This is a genomic window from Pseudomonas rhizozeae (assembly GCF_031583775.1).
Taxonomy (GTDB): Bacteria; Pseudomonadota; Gammaproteobacteria; order Pseudomonadales; family Pseudomonadaceae; genus Aquipseudomonas.
Genome location: NZ_JAVLSB010000021.1, coordinates 259,151 through 274,012, shown reverse-complemented (window position 1 = coordinate 274,012; position 14,862 = coordinate 259,151). Strand labels below are relative to the sequence as shown.

15 protein-coding genes are annotated in these 14,862 nt (G+C 60.8%); 12 read left to right on the top strand and 3 right to left on the bottom strand.

All coding sequences use genetic code 11. The features are described 5' to 3' along the window. Nucleotides 1–99 precede the first annotated feature (99 nt). Nucleotides 100–438, bottom strand: a complete 339-nt coding sequence (locus RG836_RS05565) for a hypothetical protein (protein ID WP_310843873.1) — start codon at nt 436–438, stop codon at nt 100–102. Between the two features lie 125 nt (nt 439–563). Between RG836_RS05565 and RG836_RS05560 the strand changes: the two genes are divergently transcribed. Beyond that, a complete protein-coding gene (locus RG836_RS05560; protein WP_310843872.1) occupies nt 564–1,028 on the top strand; it encodes an Lrp/AsnC family transcriptional regulator in 465 nt (154 codons plus the stop codon). Between the two features lie 162 nt (nt 1,029–1,190). On the opposite strand, the gene RG836_RS05555 is transcribed toward RG836_RS05560, so the two are convergent. Then, complete coding sequence (locus RG836_RS05555) at nt 1,191–2,558, bottom strand: CYTH domain-containing protein (protein ID WP_310843871.1); 1,368 nt, start codon at nt 2,556–2,558, stop codon at nt 1,191–1,193. Nucleotides 2,559–2,715: 157 nt separating this feature from the next. On the opposite strand from RG836_RS05555, the gene argE reads away from it, so the two are divergent. Then, entirely contained in the window at nt 2,716–3,867 is a 1,152-nt protein-coding gene (gene argE / locus RG836_RS05550; RefSeq protein WP_310843870.1) for an acetylornithine deacetylase, read from the top strand. Nucleotides 3,868–4,133: 266 nt separating this feature from the next. Then, nucleotides 4,134–5,432, top strand: coding sequence for an amino-acid N-acetyltransferase (gene argA, locus RG836_RS05545; protein ID WP_310843869.1), 1,299 nt, complete (start codon nt 4,134–4,136; stop codon nt 5,430–5,432). Nucleotides 5,433–5,484: 52 nt separating this feature from the next. Here the strand turns inward: argA and tauA are convergent, their stop codons facing one another. Further along, nucleotides 5,485–6,474 (bottom strand): taurine ABC transporter substrate-binding protein, encoded by a 990-nt coding sequence (tauA, locus tag RG836_RS05540; RefSeq protein WP_310843868.1) that lies wholly within the window; start codon nt 6,472–6,474, stop codon nt 5,485–5,487. 365 nt (nt 6,475–6,839) lie between these two features. Between tauA and RG836_RS05535 the strand changes: the two genes are divergently transcribed. The 9 genes from RG836_RS05535 (at nt 6,840) to RG836_RS05495 (ending at nt 14,859) form a co-directional block, all read left to right on the top strand. After that, complete coding sequence (locus RG836_RS05535) at nt 6,840–8,201, top strand: OprD family porin (RefSeq protein WP_310843867.1); 1,362 nt, start codon at nt 6,840–6,842, stop codon at nt 8,199–8,201. Between the two features lie 294 nt (nt 8,202–8,495). Beyond that, on the top strand, nt 8,496–9,134 hold the full coding sequence (locus tag RG836_RS05530) for a peroxiredoxin (RefSeq protein WP_310843866.1): 639 nt from the start codon (nt 8,496–8,498) through the stop codon (nt 9,132–9,134). 309 nt (nt 9,135–9,443) lie between these two features. Next, nucleotides 9,444–10,037 carry an NADPH-dependent FMN reductase gene (ssuE, locus tag RG836_RS05525; RefSeq protein ID WP_310843865.1) on the top strand — a complete coding sequence of 198 codons (594 nt, stop codon included), beginning with the start codon at nt 9,444–9,446 and terminating at the stop codon, nt 10,035–10,037. 89 nt (nt 10,038–10,126) lie between these two features. Beyond that, nucleotides 10,127–11,092: a sulfonate ABC transporter substrate-binding protein gene (locus RG836_RS05520; protein ID WP_310843862.1), complete on the top strand. Its 966-nt coding sequence runs from the start codon at nt 10,127–10,129 to the stop codon at nt 11,090–11,092. A 25-nt stretch (nt 11,093–11,117) separates the two neighbouring features. Further along, nucleotides 11,118–12,266 (top strand): FMNH2-dependent alkanesulfonate monooxygenase, encoded by a 1,149-nt coding sequence (ssuD, locus tag RG836_RS05515; RefSeq protein ID WP_310843860.1) that lies wholly within the window; start codon nt 11,118–11,120, stop codon nt 12,264–12,266. Nucleotides 12,267–12,275: 9 nt separating this feature from the next. Further along, the gene (gene ssuC / locus RG836_RS05510) at nt 12,276–13,058 is read left to right on the top strand and encodes an aliphatic sulfonate ABC transporter permease SsuC (protein ID WP_310843858.1); all 783 of its coding nucleotides are present in this window, start codon (nt 12,276–12,278) and stop codon (nt 13,056–13,058) included. Then, nucleotides 13,055–13,861, top strand: a complete 807-nt coding sequence (gene ssuB / locus RG836_RS05505) for an aliphatic sulfonates ABC transporter ATP-binding protein (protein WP_310843857.1) — start codon at nt 13,055–13,057, stop codon at nt 13,859–13,861. The genes ssuC and ssuB overlap by 4 nt, the downstream gene beginning before the upstream one ends. 40 nt (nt 13,862–13,901) lie before the next feature. Continuing rightward, complete coding sequence (locus RG836_RS05500; protein ID WP_003213899.1) at nt 13,902–14,117, top strand: TOBE domain-containing protein; 216 nt, start codon at nt 13,902–13,904, stop codon at nt 14,115–14,117. A 130-nt stretch (nt 14,118–14,247) separates the two neighbouring features. After that, nucleotides 14,248–14,859, top strand: a complete 612-nt coding sequence (locus RG836_RS05495) for an LbetaH domain-containing protein (RefSeq protein ID WP_409078057.1) — start codon at nt 14,248–14,250, stop codon at nt 14,857–14,859. The last annotated feature ends 3 nt before the right edge of the window (nt 14,860–14,862 follow it).

The window sequence follows — 14,862 nt, the reverse complement described above, 5'->3', positions numbered from 1 at the left end:
CATTCTTGCAAGCGGCGGTGTGAAACCGGCGTGGGCAAAGAATAGTCGCGCAGGCGCTGACCGTTGGGCCACTACCCGACGAAGCCGTATCGAGTTTTTTCAGCCCGCCGCTTGAATGGCGTCAGCCCAGGCCACATCCGCGCTTTGCAAGGCCACCGAACACACGCTGATCAGGTTACGAAGTTTTTCCGCGATCACCTCGGCGCGATGCCAGCTCAGGCCGTCGATGACGATATCGATCGCCAGCACATCGTCATCGCGCTGCACGTTGACCTGCTGCGGCGTGAGGAACTGCAAGGCAAACAGGTTCAACGCGCGGCACAGCAGGTCCGGCTCGGCTTCGGCGAGCAATTGGTAATGCACGCGGCAGTGGCTGTTGCTGGCGTGCCAGACATCAGCGCGGGGTGTTGGGGAAGTCACGGCTTCGAGTAGCGGCATGGCGGATCTCCAGATCAATGGAGAAATTTTTACATTCGAGCAGGGGTATTTCTTATCTAAGATGTACGCTATTTCACGAATATTGAATTGAGTGATTCAGCTTACTACCTATTGAAGGTTTATTTATGCACAGCGAGCTAGATGGCTACGACCGCAAAATTCTCGCCCTGCTGCAAGAGGACGCGTCACTGTCCAGTGCGCAGATCGCCGAACAGGTGGGCCTTTCACAGTCGCCGTGCTGGCGGCGCATTCAGCGGATGAAGGAGGAGGGGATCATTCGCGGCCAGGTGACCTTGCTTGACCGCAAGAAAATTGGCTTGAACACGCAGATCTTCGCCGAAATCAAACTCAACGCCCACGGACGCTCGAACTTCACCGAATTCACCGAGGCGATCCGCGGTTTTCCCGAAGTGCTGGAGTGCTATGTGCTGATGGGCGCGGTGGATTTCTTGCTGCGAATTGTCACGGCGGATATCGAGGCGTATGAACGCTTCTTCTTCGAGAAGCTGTCGATGGTGCCAGGGATACAGGAAGTGAATTCGATTGTGGCGCTGTCGGAGATTAAATCGACGACGAGTTTGCCGGTCTGAATGCGGCGGTTGTGCGGGCCTCATCGCTGGCAAGCCAGCTCCCACAGTTTCCGTGTTGAAACACAATCCGCGTTCCAACAGCCAGCGCTCACAGGTGTGTGTTGAAACACACAATGCAGTTCCGCATCTCACCCTGTGGGAGCTGGCTTGCCAGTGATGATCTTACAGACGCAGCAGCATCTTCCAGGCACGGTTCTGATACACCGCAATCGCCTGCTGCTTGCGCGCATCGAGGGCTTCGTCGGTGATCGGTTCGTTGGCCAGTTGCGCCAGTTTGTTCAGCTCACCGTAGAGGCGATCCATTTCCGGAATCTCCAGCACGCCACGGGCATGGTGCAGCCAGGACTGGATGCGTTCGATGCGCGGCAGTTGTTCGGCGAGGTCTTCCGGCTGTTGCTGGTAGCGTTGCAATTGCAGTGAGTTGGCTTCTTCACCCAGCAGCCGAGGCAACCAGCTGCCCAACTGCGCGGCACCCTGGCGATTGCCTCGGGTGTTGCGGTCGGCGGCCCAGGTGCGGGCCAGCAGCCAGCGCGAGGTGCTCAGGGAAAACTGGCCCCAGCGCGGGTCTTCCAGTTCTTCGAGGAACTGCTCCGGCGCCGCTTTGCGCACGTCCTCATCATCGAGACCGGCCAGCACCAGCGGGCGCCAGTCTTCCAGCAAGGCGTCCAGGGCCACGCGCAAATCGTGGGTCGACTGACGCGGCGCAGCCTGGCCGAGGCTGCTCACCAAGGCGCGCAGCTCAGCGAGGTTTTCCACCCAGTCCTGCAACAGGCGCCAGTGGCCGTTGAAACGGTACTGTTCGGCCAAGCGCTGGCTGCTGCCGAGCAAGTGCCAGCCGAGCGCGGCGAAGGCATCATCGAGTGGGGTTTCAGCGCTGATCTGCGGCGCCGGCAGGCTCAGCGAATAGCTGTTGGCGTCAAACAGACGGTAGCCGCGTTCGGCCTTGCTGATGTCGCACGGCATCAACGGCAGGGTCGCAGCCAGCTCGGCGGCCAGTTCCAGCAAAGCGGACGGCTCGCCTTCGCGCAGTTCAAGTTCCAGCTCGCAGATTTCTTCTTTCTGCTTGCCGACCACCACGTGGCCCAGGTCCAGCGCGGCCTCGATCACCACTTTGGTCTTGCCACGGCCCCAAGCGATTTCCGCGCGTTCGCGGACGAAATCGGTGGTGAAAATCGGCTTCAGGGTTTTCTTGTCCAGCTCAGCCAGCGCTTCAGGCCAGCATTCGCCGTCGAGTTTCTTCACGTCGAGCTTGGCTTTGGGCAGGCTCCAGTCGTACTCGTTGCGTTCCGACAGGCCGGCGATGCTCTGGCCGCGAGTCTTGAGGGTCTGGATCACTTCGTCACCGTCGCGGCGCAGGCGCAGGGCGACTTTGGCTTGGGCCAGGTCGCGCTCGGGGGTGTCGAAGTATTGGTTCATCAACTCACGGCGTTCCCAGCCACTTTTGTTGCGTTTTTTCAGCAGTGGGTGCTCACGCAGGGCGGCGAGGGTTTCGCGGCTGACGCGGAGTTTGATTTCGGTTTCTTTCTGCATGGCCGGAAAATCCAGGATCGGGAGCGCAGCCGGGGGAATGTGTGGCTGCCAAGGCCGTGCAGTGTACAGGACTCAGCCTGGCTCCGCGCCGCGACGGTTTATTCCTGTCGCCGGATGGTTCTATGATGGACCTCACTTTGGGAGTTCGGAGTCAGCGATGCCTTTGCCGTCCATGAAAGATCAGTTCGCTGAGCTGATTGCCGCGCCGTCGGTGAGCTGCACCCAGCCCAGCCTCGACCAGAGCAATCGCCCGGTGATCGACCTGCTCGCCAGCTGGCTCGGCGACTTGGGGTTCGCCTGTGATATCCAGCAGGTCAGCCCCGGCAAATTCAATTTGCTCGCCAGTTTTGGCTCCGGCCCTGGTGGCCTGGTGCTGGCCGGGCACAGCGACACGGTGCCGTTCGATGGCGCCTTGTGGCAGACCGATCCGTTGAAACTCACCGAAGTCGATGGGCGCTGGGTCGGGCTCGGTAGTTGCGACATGAAAGGTTTTTTTGCCTTGGCGATTGAAGCGGTCAGACCGTTGCTCGACCAACCGTTCAAGCAACCCCTATTGATCCTCGCCACCTGCGATGAAGAAAGTTCGATGTCCGGCGCCCGCGCCTTGGCTGAGGCCGGGCGACCACTGGGCCGCGCGGCGGTGATCGGCGAGCCGACCGGGCTCAAGCCGATCCGCATGCACAAAGGCATCATGATGGAGCGCATCGACATCCTTGGGCAGAGCGGCCATTCCTCCGACCCGCGCCTGGGCCACAGCGCCCTTGAAGCCATGCACGATGCCATGGGCGAACTGCGTGGCTTACGCCTGTTGTGGCAGCGCGAATACCGCAACCCGCAGTTCAGCGTGCCGCAGCCGACCCTGAATTTCGGCTGCATTCATGGCGGCGACAACCCTAACCGGATTTGCGGCCAGTGCTCCCTGGAGTTCGATCTGCGTCCGCTGCCGGGCATGGACCCGCAGGTGTTGCGCGCGGCGATTCGCGAGCGGCTCAACCCGGTGGCCGAGCGGCATCAGGTGAAAATCGAGTACGCGCCGCTGTTCCCCGAAGTGCCGCCGTTCGAGCAAGCCGAGGACGCCGAGCTGGTGCGGATTGCCGAAAAGCTCACCGGCCATCGCGCCGAGGCAGTGGCGTTCGGCACCGAAGCACCTTATCTTCAGCGCCTTGGCTGCGAAACCCTGGTGCTCGGCCCCGGCGACATCGCCTGTGCACACCAGCCGGGTGAATACCTCGAGATGTCACGTTTGCAGCCTACCGTGCATCTATTACGGCAGTTGATTGAACATTATTGCCTGACGCCGGCGAGTTAGCGCCCTACATGTGGGAGCGAGCCTGCTCGCGAAGAAGGCGTGTCAGAGACGTTGATGATGGCTGGCCAATTGCATTCGCGAGCAGGCTCGCTCCCATAGGAAGTTCTGTGTGCCAGCTGACCGAGCGGTATAAATTGCCACTGCCCCAACCCGTACTTATGAGGAGAGCGCGCGTGTCGCCAAGCCTGTTCCGACGATAACCATCAGCCCGCTGTGCGTTGTGCGTTTCATCCTTTTCGGCTGCTATTTATGACAGGCCCAGGTTCATGCCCGAATACGTTAACTGGCTTCGCCACGCTTCGCCCTACATCAACGCTCACCGCGATTGCACCTTCGTCGTCATGCTGCCCGGCGACGGCGTCGAGCATCCGAACTTCGGCAACATCGTCCACGACCTGGTGCTGCTGCACAGCCTCGGCGTGCGCCTGGTGCTGGTCCACGGCTCGCGCCCGCAGATTGAAGCCCGCCTCGCTACTCGCGGCCTGACCCCGCATTACCACCACGGCATGCGCATCACCGACGCCGCGACACTGGAGTGCGTGATCGATGCCGTGGGCCAGTTGCGCATCGCCATTGAGGCGCGGCTGTCGATGGACATGGCCTCGTCGCCGATGCAGGGTTCGCGCCTGCGGGTCGCCAGCGGCAACCTGGTGACCGCACGGCCCATCGGTGTGCTCGAAGGCGTTGATTATCACCACACCGGCGAAGTGCGCCGGGTCGATCGCAAGGGCATTAACCGCTTGCTGGACGAGCGCTCGATCGTGCTGCTGTCGCCGCTGGGGTATTCGCCGACCGGGGAAATTTTCAACCTGGCCTGTGAAGACGTCGCCACCCGCGCGGCCATCGACCTGGCGGCCGACAAGTTATTGCTGTTCGGTGCCGACCTCGGTTTGATCGACGAGAACGGTCGTTTGGTGCGCGAGTTGCGTCCGCAGCAAGTGCCGGCGCATCTGCTGCGCCTGGGTAGCAACTATCAGGGCGAGTTGCTTGATGCGGCAGCCGAGGCGTGCCGTGGCGGCGTGGCGCGCAGCCATATCGTCAGTTATGCCGAGGACGGCGCGCTGCTGACTGAATTGTTCACCCGCGACGGCGGCGGCACGCTGGTGGCCCAGGAACAATTCGAGCTGGTCAGGGAAGCGGCGATTGAAGACGTTGGCGGTTTGCTCGATCTGATCAGCCCGCTGGAAGAGCAGGGGATTCTGGTGCGGCGTTCCCGCGAAGTGCTGGAACGGGAGATCGAGCAGTTCAGCGTGGTCGAGCGGGAAGGGATGATCATTGCCTGTGCGGCGCTGTATCAGATTGCCGATTCGGACGCCGGTGAACTGGCATGCCTGGCGGTCAACCCGGAGTATCGTCATGGCGGTCGCGGCGATGAACTGCTGGAGCGCATCGAAACCCGTGCCCGGGCGCAAGGCTTGAAAACCCTGTTCGTGCTCACCACCCGCACGGCGCACTGGTTCCGCGAACGCGGTTTCGAACCCAGCAGTGTCGAACGCCTGCCGTCGGCGCGGGCCTCGCTGTACAACTACCAGCGCAACTCGAAGATCTTCGAGAAGACGCTGTAACTGCAGCTCACTGTGGTGCGGGAGCAAGCTCCCGCACCACAAAAGCAGTCAATTACTCAGCCACAAACTTGGCGCTGACATACGGCGAGTAATCCGCCAGTACGTTTTCCACTTTGCCTTGCTCCTTCAAGAATTTCGCTGTCTCCCCAATCGCCTTGGCCGTGCCGCCGTCGAGCAGAGCGCTGCTCTGTTGCGCCTTGGCATCCGGGAAGGTCGAGCCGGCCAGCAGCTCCGGTACATCGGCGGCGTTGGCGCCGGTCAGTTTGGCGATTTTCTGGACCGGCACCGAGTCAGCGGTCCAGCTGTCTTTGTGCGCGGCGTAATCGGCAAAGGAGTCGAGGGTGACCTTGGCGAACTTGGCGATCACCTCCGGGTGTTTCTCGGCGTAGTCCTTGCGCGCCACCCACACTTCGAAGGTCGGCGCGCCCCATTGGCCGACTTCAGCGGCATCGGTCAAGGTCTTGCCGGTCTTGCGGATTTCCCCCAGGGCTGGCGACCAGACGAAGGCGCCATCGATGTCGCCACGCTTCCACGCCGCGGCGATTTCCGCCGGTTGCAGGTTCACCACTTTGACTTGCGAAGTGTTCAGGCCCCAGTGCTTGAGCGCCCCGAGCAGGCTGTAGTGCGAGGTGGAAACGAACGGCGTGGCGATGGTCTTGCCGATCAGATCTTGCGGTTTATCGATACCGCTGCCATTGCGCACCACCAGCGCTTCAGCGGCGTTGATCTGCGCCGAGACAATGAACGCGACGATGGGCAGGTTGCGCGACGCGGCGGCGGCCAATGGGCTGGAGCCGAGATTACCGATCTGCACGTCGCCGGATGCGATCGCCGTGACCACTTCCGGGCCACTGTTGAAGCGGCGCCAGTCGATTTTCTCGCCGATGGTTTTTTCGTACAGGCCGTCGGCCTGGGGCACTTTGCTGGGGTCGATGCCAGTTTGATAACCGACCGTCAGCCCCGCGGCATGAGCCGAAAAAGAAAATATTACCGACACAAAAACTGTAACAAATTGACTAGATAGTGCGCGTTTGGCCATCATGCCGCCGCCTTTTCAGATTGGTTGACGTGGGTGGAGCGGCGTCAACGCTAATCGATCTAAAAAATGGCTAATAAATACTATTTAGGAATTAGCTTATGAGTCGATACCCATGGGTTCGGCTTGATGATCTGCCCAGCTCTATATTTCCGAATGGTATAAAAAATAGATAAACAATTCTTTTTAGGTTTATCAGGATAGCCTTAATCTGCAGGGACCAAAATTACTGCGGTTAGACAAAAGTCGTAGACATGAACGGTTACGATTGACTTATCGGTCACGGTCTGGCGCTAATCGCGCATCTTAGGATCCAGGGCATTCGACTCCGGACCAGGAACACAAGAATTAGAAACGAGAGGAGCGAAATAATGAACAAGTCGACCTTGGCTCTGGCCGTGGCCGTAGGGGTAGTGGCGCAGCAAGCAGGCGCCGCCGGGTTTATCGAAGACAGCAAGGCAACCTTGGGTCTGCGTAACTACTACATCAACACCGATAACCGTGATGGCGCTGGCGCCAACAAGAACGAAGAGTGGGGCCAAGGCTTCGATCTGCGGTTCATCTCCGGCTACACCCAAGGCACTGTCGGTTTTGGTATTGATGCCATCGGCCTGTTGGGCGTGCGACTGGATTCGGGCGGCGGCACCAACGGCGCTACGGCTGCCAGCGGCGCTAACTTCGGTTCCTACGGCGGCACCGTGTTCCCGAGCAAATCCAACGGCGAAGCCGTTGATAACTTCTCCAGCCTGGGTCTGACTGCCAAAGCCAAGATCTCCCAGACTGAACTGAAGCTCGGTACCCTGCAGCCGAAGAACCCGGTCATCGTGACCAACGATGGTCGTTTGCTGCCACAGACCTGGCAGGGCGGCCAGATCACTTCCGGCGACATCAAGGACCTGACCCTGGTCGGCGGCCAGATCGAAGCCGTGAAGGGCCGTAACTCCAGCAACAACGAGCAACTGTCCATTGGCGGCGCCAACGGCCGTACTTTGAACGGTCGCGACAGCAACAAGTTCATCTATGGCGGCGGTGATTACAAGCTCACCAAAGACCTGACAGCCTCGTACTACTACGGCAACCTGGAAGACTTCTACAAGCAGCACTTCCTGGGTCTGGTCCACAACTGGGCGATCGGCCCGGGCGTCCTGAAGTCCGATCTGCGCTACTTCAACAGCTCCGACGATGGCAAAAACGGTAACACCCCGAACTACTACAGCTCGGGCAACTACACCGGTTTCGCCAGCGGTCGCGGTAAAGTCGACAACAACCTGTACAGCGGTCTGTTCCTGTACACCGTTGCCGGCCACACCTTCGGCGGCGGCTACCAGGTCAGCAACGGCAGCAGCGACTTCCCTTGGCTGAACCAGGGCGACGGTTCGTCGAACTACACCATCACCGACATGCAAATCCAGAAGTTCGCTCGTGCCGGCGAGAAAACCTGGCAAGCCCGCTACTCGTATGACTTCGCCAAAGTCGGCCTGCCTGGCCTGACCGCCGGTGTGGTTTACCTGAAAGGTGATTCGATCGACACGGTCGGCGGCAACGGCCGCGAAAACGCGTCGAACCGCTCTGAGTGGGAACGCGACTTCACCATCGGTTACGTCGTACCGGAAGGCCCGCTGAAAAACGTCGGCTTCATGTGGAAAAACGCTGTATGGCGTACCGACCTGCCGAACACCCGTTCCCAGGACGAAAACCGTCTGATCCTCAGCTACTCGATCCCGCTGTTGTAATAGCGCGCTCTGGTACGCCAAGGTAAAAAAAGCCCCGTCCGGCATCGCGCCGGCGGGGCTTTTGCTTTTCCGGGTCCGGCTCACCCCCGCAAGCCTTCCCCGGATGTCACCTTTTCCAGCTACTCAAGGCCTTCTCGAACCTTGGATTTGATGGTCGCCGTTATAGATCCGAGGGTCCAGTGAACAGATGTTTAATATTCGTTTATGATCTAAATAAATGGATATTCATTCTTTTTAATTAGGCTGTAATACAGGCACAGTAACGTCCATAAGCACTCAACAGGAGCAGCAACCATGAGCCTCAGACTCGGCGACATCGCCCCCGATTTCGAACAGGATTCCAGTGCCGGCACGATCCGTTTCCATGAATGGCTGGGCGATAGCTGGGGCGTGCTGTTCTCTCACCCGGCTGATTTCACCCCGGTGTGCACTACCGAGCTGGGCTTCACTGCCAAGCTCAAGGATGAATTCACCCAGCGTGGCGTCAAGGCCATCGCCCTGTCGGTCGACCCGGTGGACTCGCATCACAAGTGGATCGAAGACATCAACGAAACCCAGAACACCATCGTCAACTTTCCGATCCTGGCCGACGCCGATCGCAAAGTGTCCGACCTGTATGACCTGATCCACCCGAATGCCAGCGACACCCTGACCGTGCGTTCGCTGTTCGTGATCGACCCGAACAAAAAGATTCGCCTGACCATCACCTACCCGGCCAGCACCGGGCGCAATTTCCACGAAATCCTGCGGGTGATCGATTCGCTGCAGCTCACCGAAAACTACAAAGTGGCCACCCCGGCCAACTGGCAGGACGGTGAAGACGTGGTGATCGTGCCGTCGCTCAAAGACGAAGACGAAATCAAAAAGCGCTTTCCAAAAGGGTATCGGGCGGTGAAGCCTTACCTGCGTTTGACTCCACAGCCGAACAAGTAAGGCCTGACGCCTTCGCGAGCAGGCTCGCTCGCACACTGACCACGCTGTACCTGTAGCAGCGAGCCTGCTCGCAAAGCGTCCGCTCCAGACACTCCCGATTCAAGTAGTAGCTGCATCCTCAAAGCAGGGGTTTTTCGGGCCGTTTCGACGGCCTTTTTTTCGCCCGTAAGAAAGTCGCCTTAATATTCGTTAAAGATATAAACAAATGAATTAATGTGATTTATGGATATATAAATCACCTGTTAAGGTTTGCTCATCCAGGCGAGATCGCAACCCGCGAATCGCCCATCACGCTTAAGGATTCTCTGCATGCTGGTCGTCTCACTCGGTGGCAGTCCCAGCCAGCGTTCCCGTTCCGGGGTGCTGCTGGACCGCTCCCAACGCTGGTTGCAACAGCAAGGGGTGGAGGTGGTGAGTTATCGGGTACGGGACTTTCCGGCCGAGGACTTGCTGCACGCCCGCTTCGATAGCCCGATGGTGATCGACTTGCTGCAACACATCGATAACGCCGACGGCTTGTTGATCGCCACGCCGGTGTACAAGGCGTCGTTTTCCGGTGCGTTGAAAACCGTGCTGGATTTGCTGCCCGAGCGTGCCCTGAGCCACAAAGTGGTGCTGCCCATGGCCACTGGCGGCAGCATCGCCCACATGCTGGCGGTGGATTACGCACTCAAACCCGTATTGTCGGCGCTCAAGGCCCAGGAAATGCTCCATGGGATTTTCGCCGAGGACAGCCAGATCGCTTACGGCGTAGGCAGTGCTCAGGCGCAACTGGCGCCGGAGCTGGAGCAACGCTTGAACGAAGCGCTGGAGCAATTTCTCAGTGCCATGGCGCGACGGCCCAAGCCGCTCGACCCGAACCTGTTGAATGAACGTCTGCTGAGTGCTCGCTGGAGCATTTGAGCCACCCCCGAATTTGATCCACTCCACCTTACTCAAGCCGCTAACGGCGAGCAGGTGCAGCCAACCCCCACTGCAAAAAGGAGAGCGCAATGCGCACTGTCATTTTGCGTCGTGGCCTGGTCGCTCTGTTTGCAGCGGCTGTGTCCTTCGGCGCCATCACTCAAGCTCAGGCCGAGACGATCCGTATCGGTTACCAGAAGTACGGCACCCTGGTGTTGCTCAAGGCCAAAGGTTCGCTGGAAAAGAAACTCGCCGCCCAAGGCGTCGACGTGCAATGGACTGAATTCCCCGGCGGCCCGCAACTGCTCGAAGGCCTGAACGTTGGTTCGATCGACTTCGGCGTGACCGGCGAAACCCCGCCCGTATTTGCCCAGGCCGCCGGTGCCGATCTGCTGTACGTGGCCTACGAACCGCCAGCGCCGACCAGCGAAGCGATCCTGGTGCCGAAAGATTCGCCGATCAAATCGGTGGCTGAACTCAAGGGCAAGAAAATCGCCCTGAACAAAGGCTCCAACGTGCATTACTTGCTGGTCCGCGCCCTCGAAGACGCCGGCCTCAAGTACAGCGACATCCAGACTGTGTTCCTGCCACCGGCCGATGCCCGTGCGGCGTTCGAGCGCGGCAGCGTCGATGCCTGGGTGATCTGGGACCCTTACCAGGCCGCCGCCGAACAGCAACTGCAGGCACGCACCCTGCGTGACGGCAAAGGCATCGTCGACAACCACCAGTTTTACCTGGCGACCAAGCCTTACGCCGTAAAGCACCCTGAAGTGATCACCACCCTGGTCGAAGAAGTCCGCGCCGTGGGCGAATGGTCCAAGGCCAACCCGCAAGACGTCACCCAACAGGTCGCGCCACTGCTCGGCCTGTCGCCGGAGATCACCCTGACCTCGGTGAAACGCCAGGGCTACGGCGCGTTGTTCCTGACCCCGGAAGTGGTCGCCGCGCAGCAGAAAATCGCCGACAGCTTCTACCAGCTCAAGCTGATTCCGAAGCCGCTCAGCATCAAAGACGTGATCTGGACGCCGCCGGCGTTTGTCGCCAAAGCGCAGTAATTCGAATTCCTAAGGAGACCACTCCATGAGCCTCAATATCTTCTGGTTCCTGCCTACCCACGGCGACGGCCATTACCTTGGCACCGCCGAAGGCGCTCGCGCTGTCGACCACGGTTATTTGCAACAAATCGCGCAAGCGGCCGATCGGCTCGGCTTCGGCGGGGTGCTGATCCCCACCGGACGCTCGTGCGAAGACTCGTGGCTGGTGGCGGCGTCGCTGATCCCGGTGACCCAGCGTTTGAAATTCCTGGTTGCGCTGCGCCCCGGGATCATTTCCCCGACGGTCGCCGCGCGGCAGGCCGCGACCCTCGATCGTCTCTCCGGCGGCCGGGCGCTGTTCAACCTGGTGACCGGTGGTGATCCGGATGAATTGGCCGGCGATGGTTTGTTCCTCAGCCACGAAGAGCGCTATCAGGCCTCGGTGGAATTCACCCGCATCTGGCGTCGGGTGCTGGAGGGCGAAACCGTCGATTACGACGGCGAGCACATCAGTGTCAAAGGCGCCAAGTTGCTCTACCCGCCGGTCCAGCAACCGCGTCCGCCGCTGTACTTCGGCGGCTCGTCGGAAGCCGCCCAGGACCTGGCCGCCGAGCAGGTGGAAATGGTCCTGACCTGGGGCGAACCGCCCGCAGCGGTTGCGGAGAAAATTGCCCAGGTACGGGCCAAAGCCGAGAAGCTGGGGCGTACCCTGCGTTTCGGGATTCGCTTGCACGTCATCGTGCGTGAGACTAACGCTGAGGCCTGGGCCGCAGCGGACAAGCTGATTTCTCACGTCGACGACGACACTATCGCTCGCGCCCAGGCTTCGCTGGCGCGGTTCGATTCGGTCGGCCAGCAGCGCATGGCCGCGTTGCACGGTGGCAGCCGCGACAACCTCGAAGTCAGCCCCAACCTGTGGGCCGGCGTTGGCCTGGTGCGCGGCGGTGCCGGTACGGCACTGGTGGGCGATGGCCCGACCGTGGCGGCGCGGGTCAAGGAATACGCCGACCTGGGCATCGACACCTTCATCTTCTCCGGCTATCCGCATCTGGAAGAGTCCTATCGCGTGGCGGAGTTGCTGTTCCCGCACCTCGACGTGCAACGCCCGGAAGCCCCGCAAGGCGCCAATTATGTCAGCCTGTTCGGTGAGATGGTCGCCAATGACATTCTGCCCAAAGCCGCGTCGCAGAGCTGAGGCGTCATCATGAAGAAAGTCATTCACAGCTTTGCGCCCTGGGCCTTGCCGGTGTTGTTGCTGGCGGTGTGGCAGTTGTCGGTGTCGGCGGGCTGGTTGTCGACACGGATTCTGCCCGCGCCGGTGGCGGTGATCGAAGCCGGCGTGAGCCTGGTGCGCAGCGGCGAAATCTGGACGCACCTGGCGATCAGCGGCTGGCGCGCCGCTGTGGGGTTCGCCATTGGCGGCGGCCTCGGTTTGATCCTGGGCTTTATCACCGGGCTTTCGAAATGGGGCGAACGCCTGCTCGACAGTTCGGTACAAATGGTCCGTAACGTGCCGCACCTGGCGCTGATCCCGTTGGTGATTCTGTGGTTCGGGATCGACGAGTCGGCGAAAATTTTCCTGGTGGCGCTGGGCACGCTGTTCCCGATTTACCTCAACACCTACCACGGCATCCGCAACGTCGACCCGGCGCTGGTGGAAATGGCCCGCAGTTACGGCTTGTCCGGGTTCAGCCTGTTTCGCCAGGTGATCCTGCCGGGCGCGTTGCCGTCGATTCTGGTCGGCGTGCGCTTCGCCCTCGGGTTTATGTGGCTGACGCTGATCGTTGCGGAAACCATCTCCGCCAGCTCCGGTATCGGCTACCTGGCGATGAACGCCCGGGAGTTTTTGCAGACTGACGTGGTGGTTCTGGCGATTCTGTTGTACGCGGTGCTCGGCAAACTGGCCGACCTCGCCGCCCGTGGCCTGGAACGCGTGTGGCTGCGCTGGCACCCGGCCTATCAAGTGGCCAAGGGAGGTGCGGCATGACCGCTCAACAACCCCCGCATCTGCGCCGCGGCATTCCGCTGGCGGTGCGCAAGCTGCAAAAAACCTTCGGCTCGCGGCCAGTGCTGCGGGGAATCGACCTGCACATTCCGGCCGGGCAGTTTGTCGCCGTGGTCGGCCGCAGCGGTTGCGGCAAGAGTACCTTGCTGCGTCTGCTGGCCGGTCTCGACCAGCCCACTGGCGGCGAGTTGCTGGCCGGTTCGGCGTCGCTGAGCGAGGCGCGGGAAGACACGCGGCTGATGTTCCAGGAAGCGCGTCTGCTACCGTGGAAAAAGGTCATCGACAACGTCGGCCTCGGTCTCAAGGGCGACTGGCGCCCGCAAGCGTTGCAAGCCCTGGAGGCGGTTGGCCTGGCTGATCGCGCCAATGAATGGCCGGCGGCACTGTCCGGTGGCCAGAAGCAACGCGTGGCCCTGGCCCGTGCGCTGATCCACAAACCGCGCTTGCTGCTGCTGGACGAGCCGCTGGGCGCACTGGATGCCCTGACCCGCATCGAGATGCAGCAATTGATCGAACGGCTGTGGCAGCAACACGGCTTCACTGTGTTGCTGGTGACTCACGACGTCAGCGAAGCGGTGGCGATTGCCGACCGGGTGATCCTGATCGAGGACGGCGAAGTCGGCCTCGACCTGCACGTTGAACTGCCACGTCCGCGCGTGCGCGGCTCGCATCGCCTGGCCGCGCTGGAAACCGAAGTGCTTAACCGCGTGCTCTCGCTGCCCGGCGAGCCACCGGAACCGGAACCCGTTTCACCGCTGCCCACGCAATTGCGTTGGGCTCAGTAAATCCACCTTGCACACCTAACTCACGACAGGAATTGACCTCATGACCATCAAAGCCATCAACGTTCGTAATCAATTCAAAGGCACCATCAAGGAAATCGTCGAAGGCGACGTGCTCTCGGAAATCGACGTGCAGACCGCCTCCGGCATCGTCACCTCGGTCATCACCACGCGCTCGGTCAAAGAGCTGGAACTGGTGATCGGCAGCGAAGTCATCGCATTCGTCAAATCCACCGAAGTGTCCATCGCCAAGCTCTAAGCGGTGCGCTGTCGACAACCCCGGAGGGTGTGAGCCCTTCGGGGTTTTTTATTGGGCGCGGCGACGGTGATACAGTCCGGAGCGGATAACGTTCGATTGAAGCCCAACGAAAAGGAGATCAACAGTGACAGTGAGGATTGCGGATTACATTCAGGATCTGGCCGACTCGCCCTTGGCGCAGTGGGCGGATCTGACGCCGTGGGCGCTGGTGGTCAACGCACCTGAGCGGGTGTCGGCGCTGCTGGCGCAGCTTTCGCCGGATGAGTACGAAGTGCGCGGCGATGTCGCGGTGCATCGCACCGCGCAGGTCGAGGACGGGGCGGTTCTCAAGGGCCCGCTGATCATCGGCCCGGGCTGTTTTATCGCGGCTGGGGCTTATCTGCGCGGCGGTTGCTGGTTGGGGGAGGGCTGCATCATCGGCCCGGGCGCCGAACTCAAGACCACGTTCATGTTCGGCGGCAGCAAGCTTGCGCATTTCAATTTTGTCGGCGATTCGGTGCTCGGTTGCGGAGTGAATCTGGAGGCCGGCAGCATCATCGCCAATTACCGCAACGAGCGGGCCGACAAAGGCGTGAACGTGCGGATCAACGACCAATTGCAGGCCACCGGTTGCGACAAGTTCGGCGCCTTGCTCGGTGACGGTGTGCGCCTGGGTGCTAACGCGGTGGTGGCGCCGGGCGGGTTGTTGCTGCCGGGCACGGTGATCCGCCGGCTGGCGCTCTACGATTGCGAAGTGGCCTAGGCC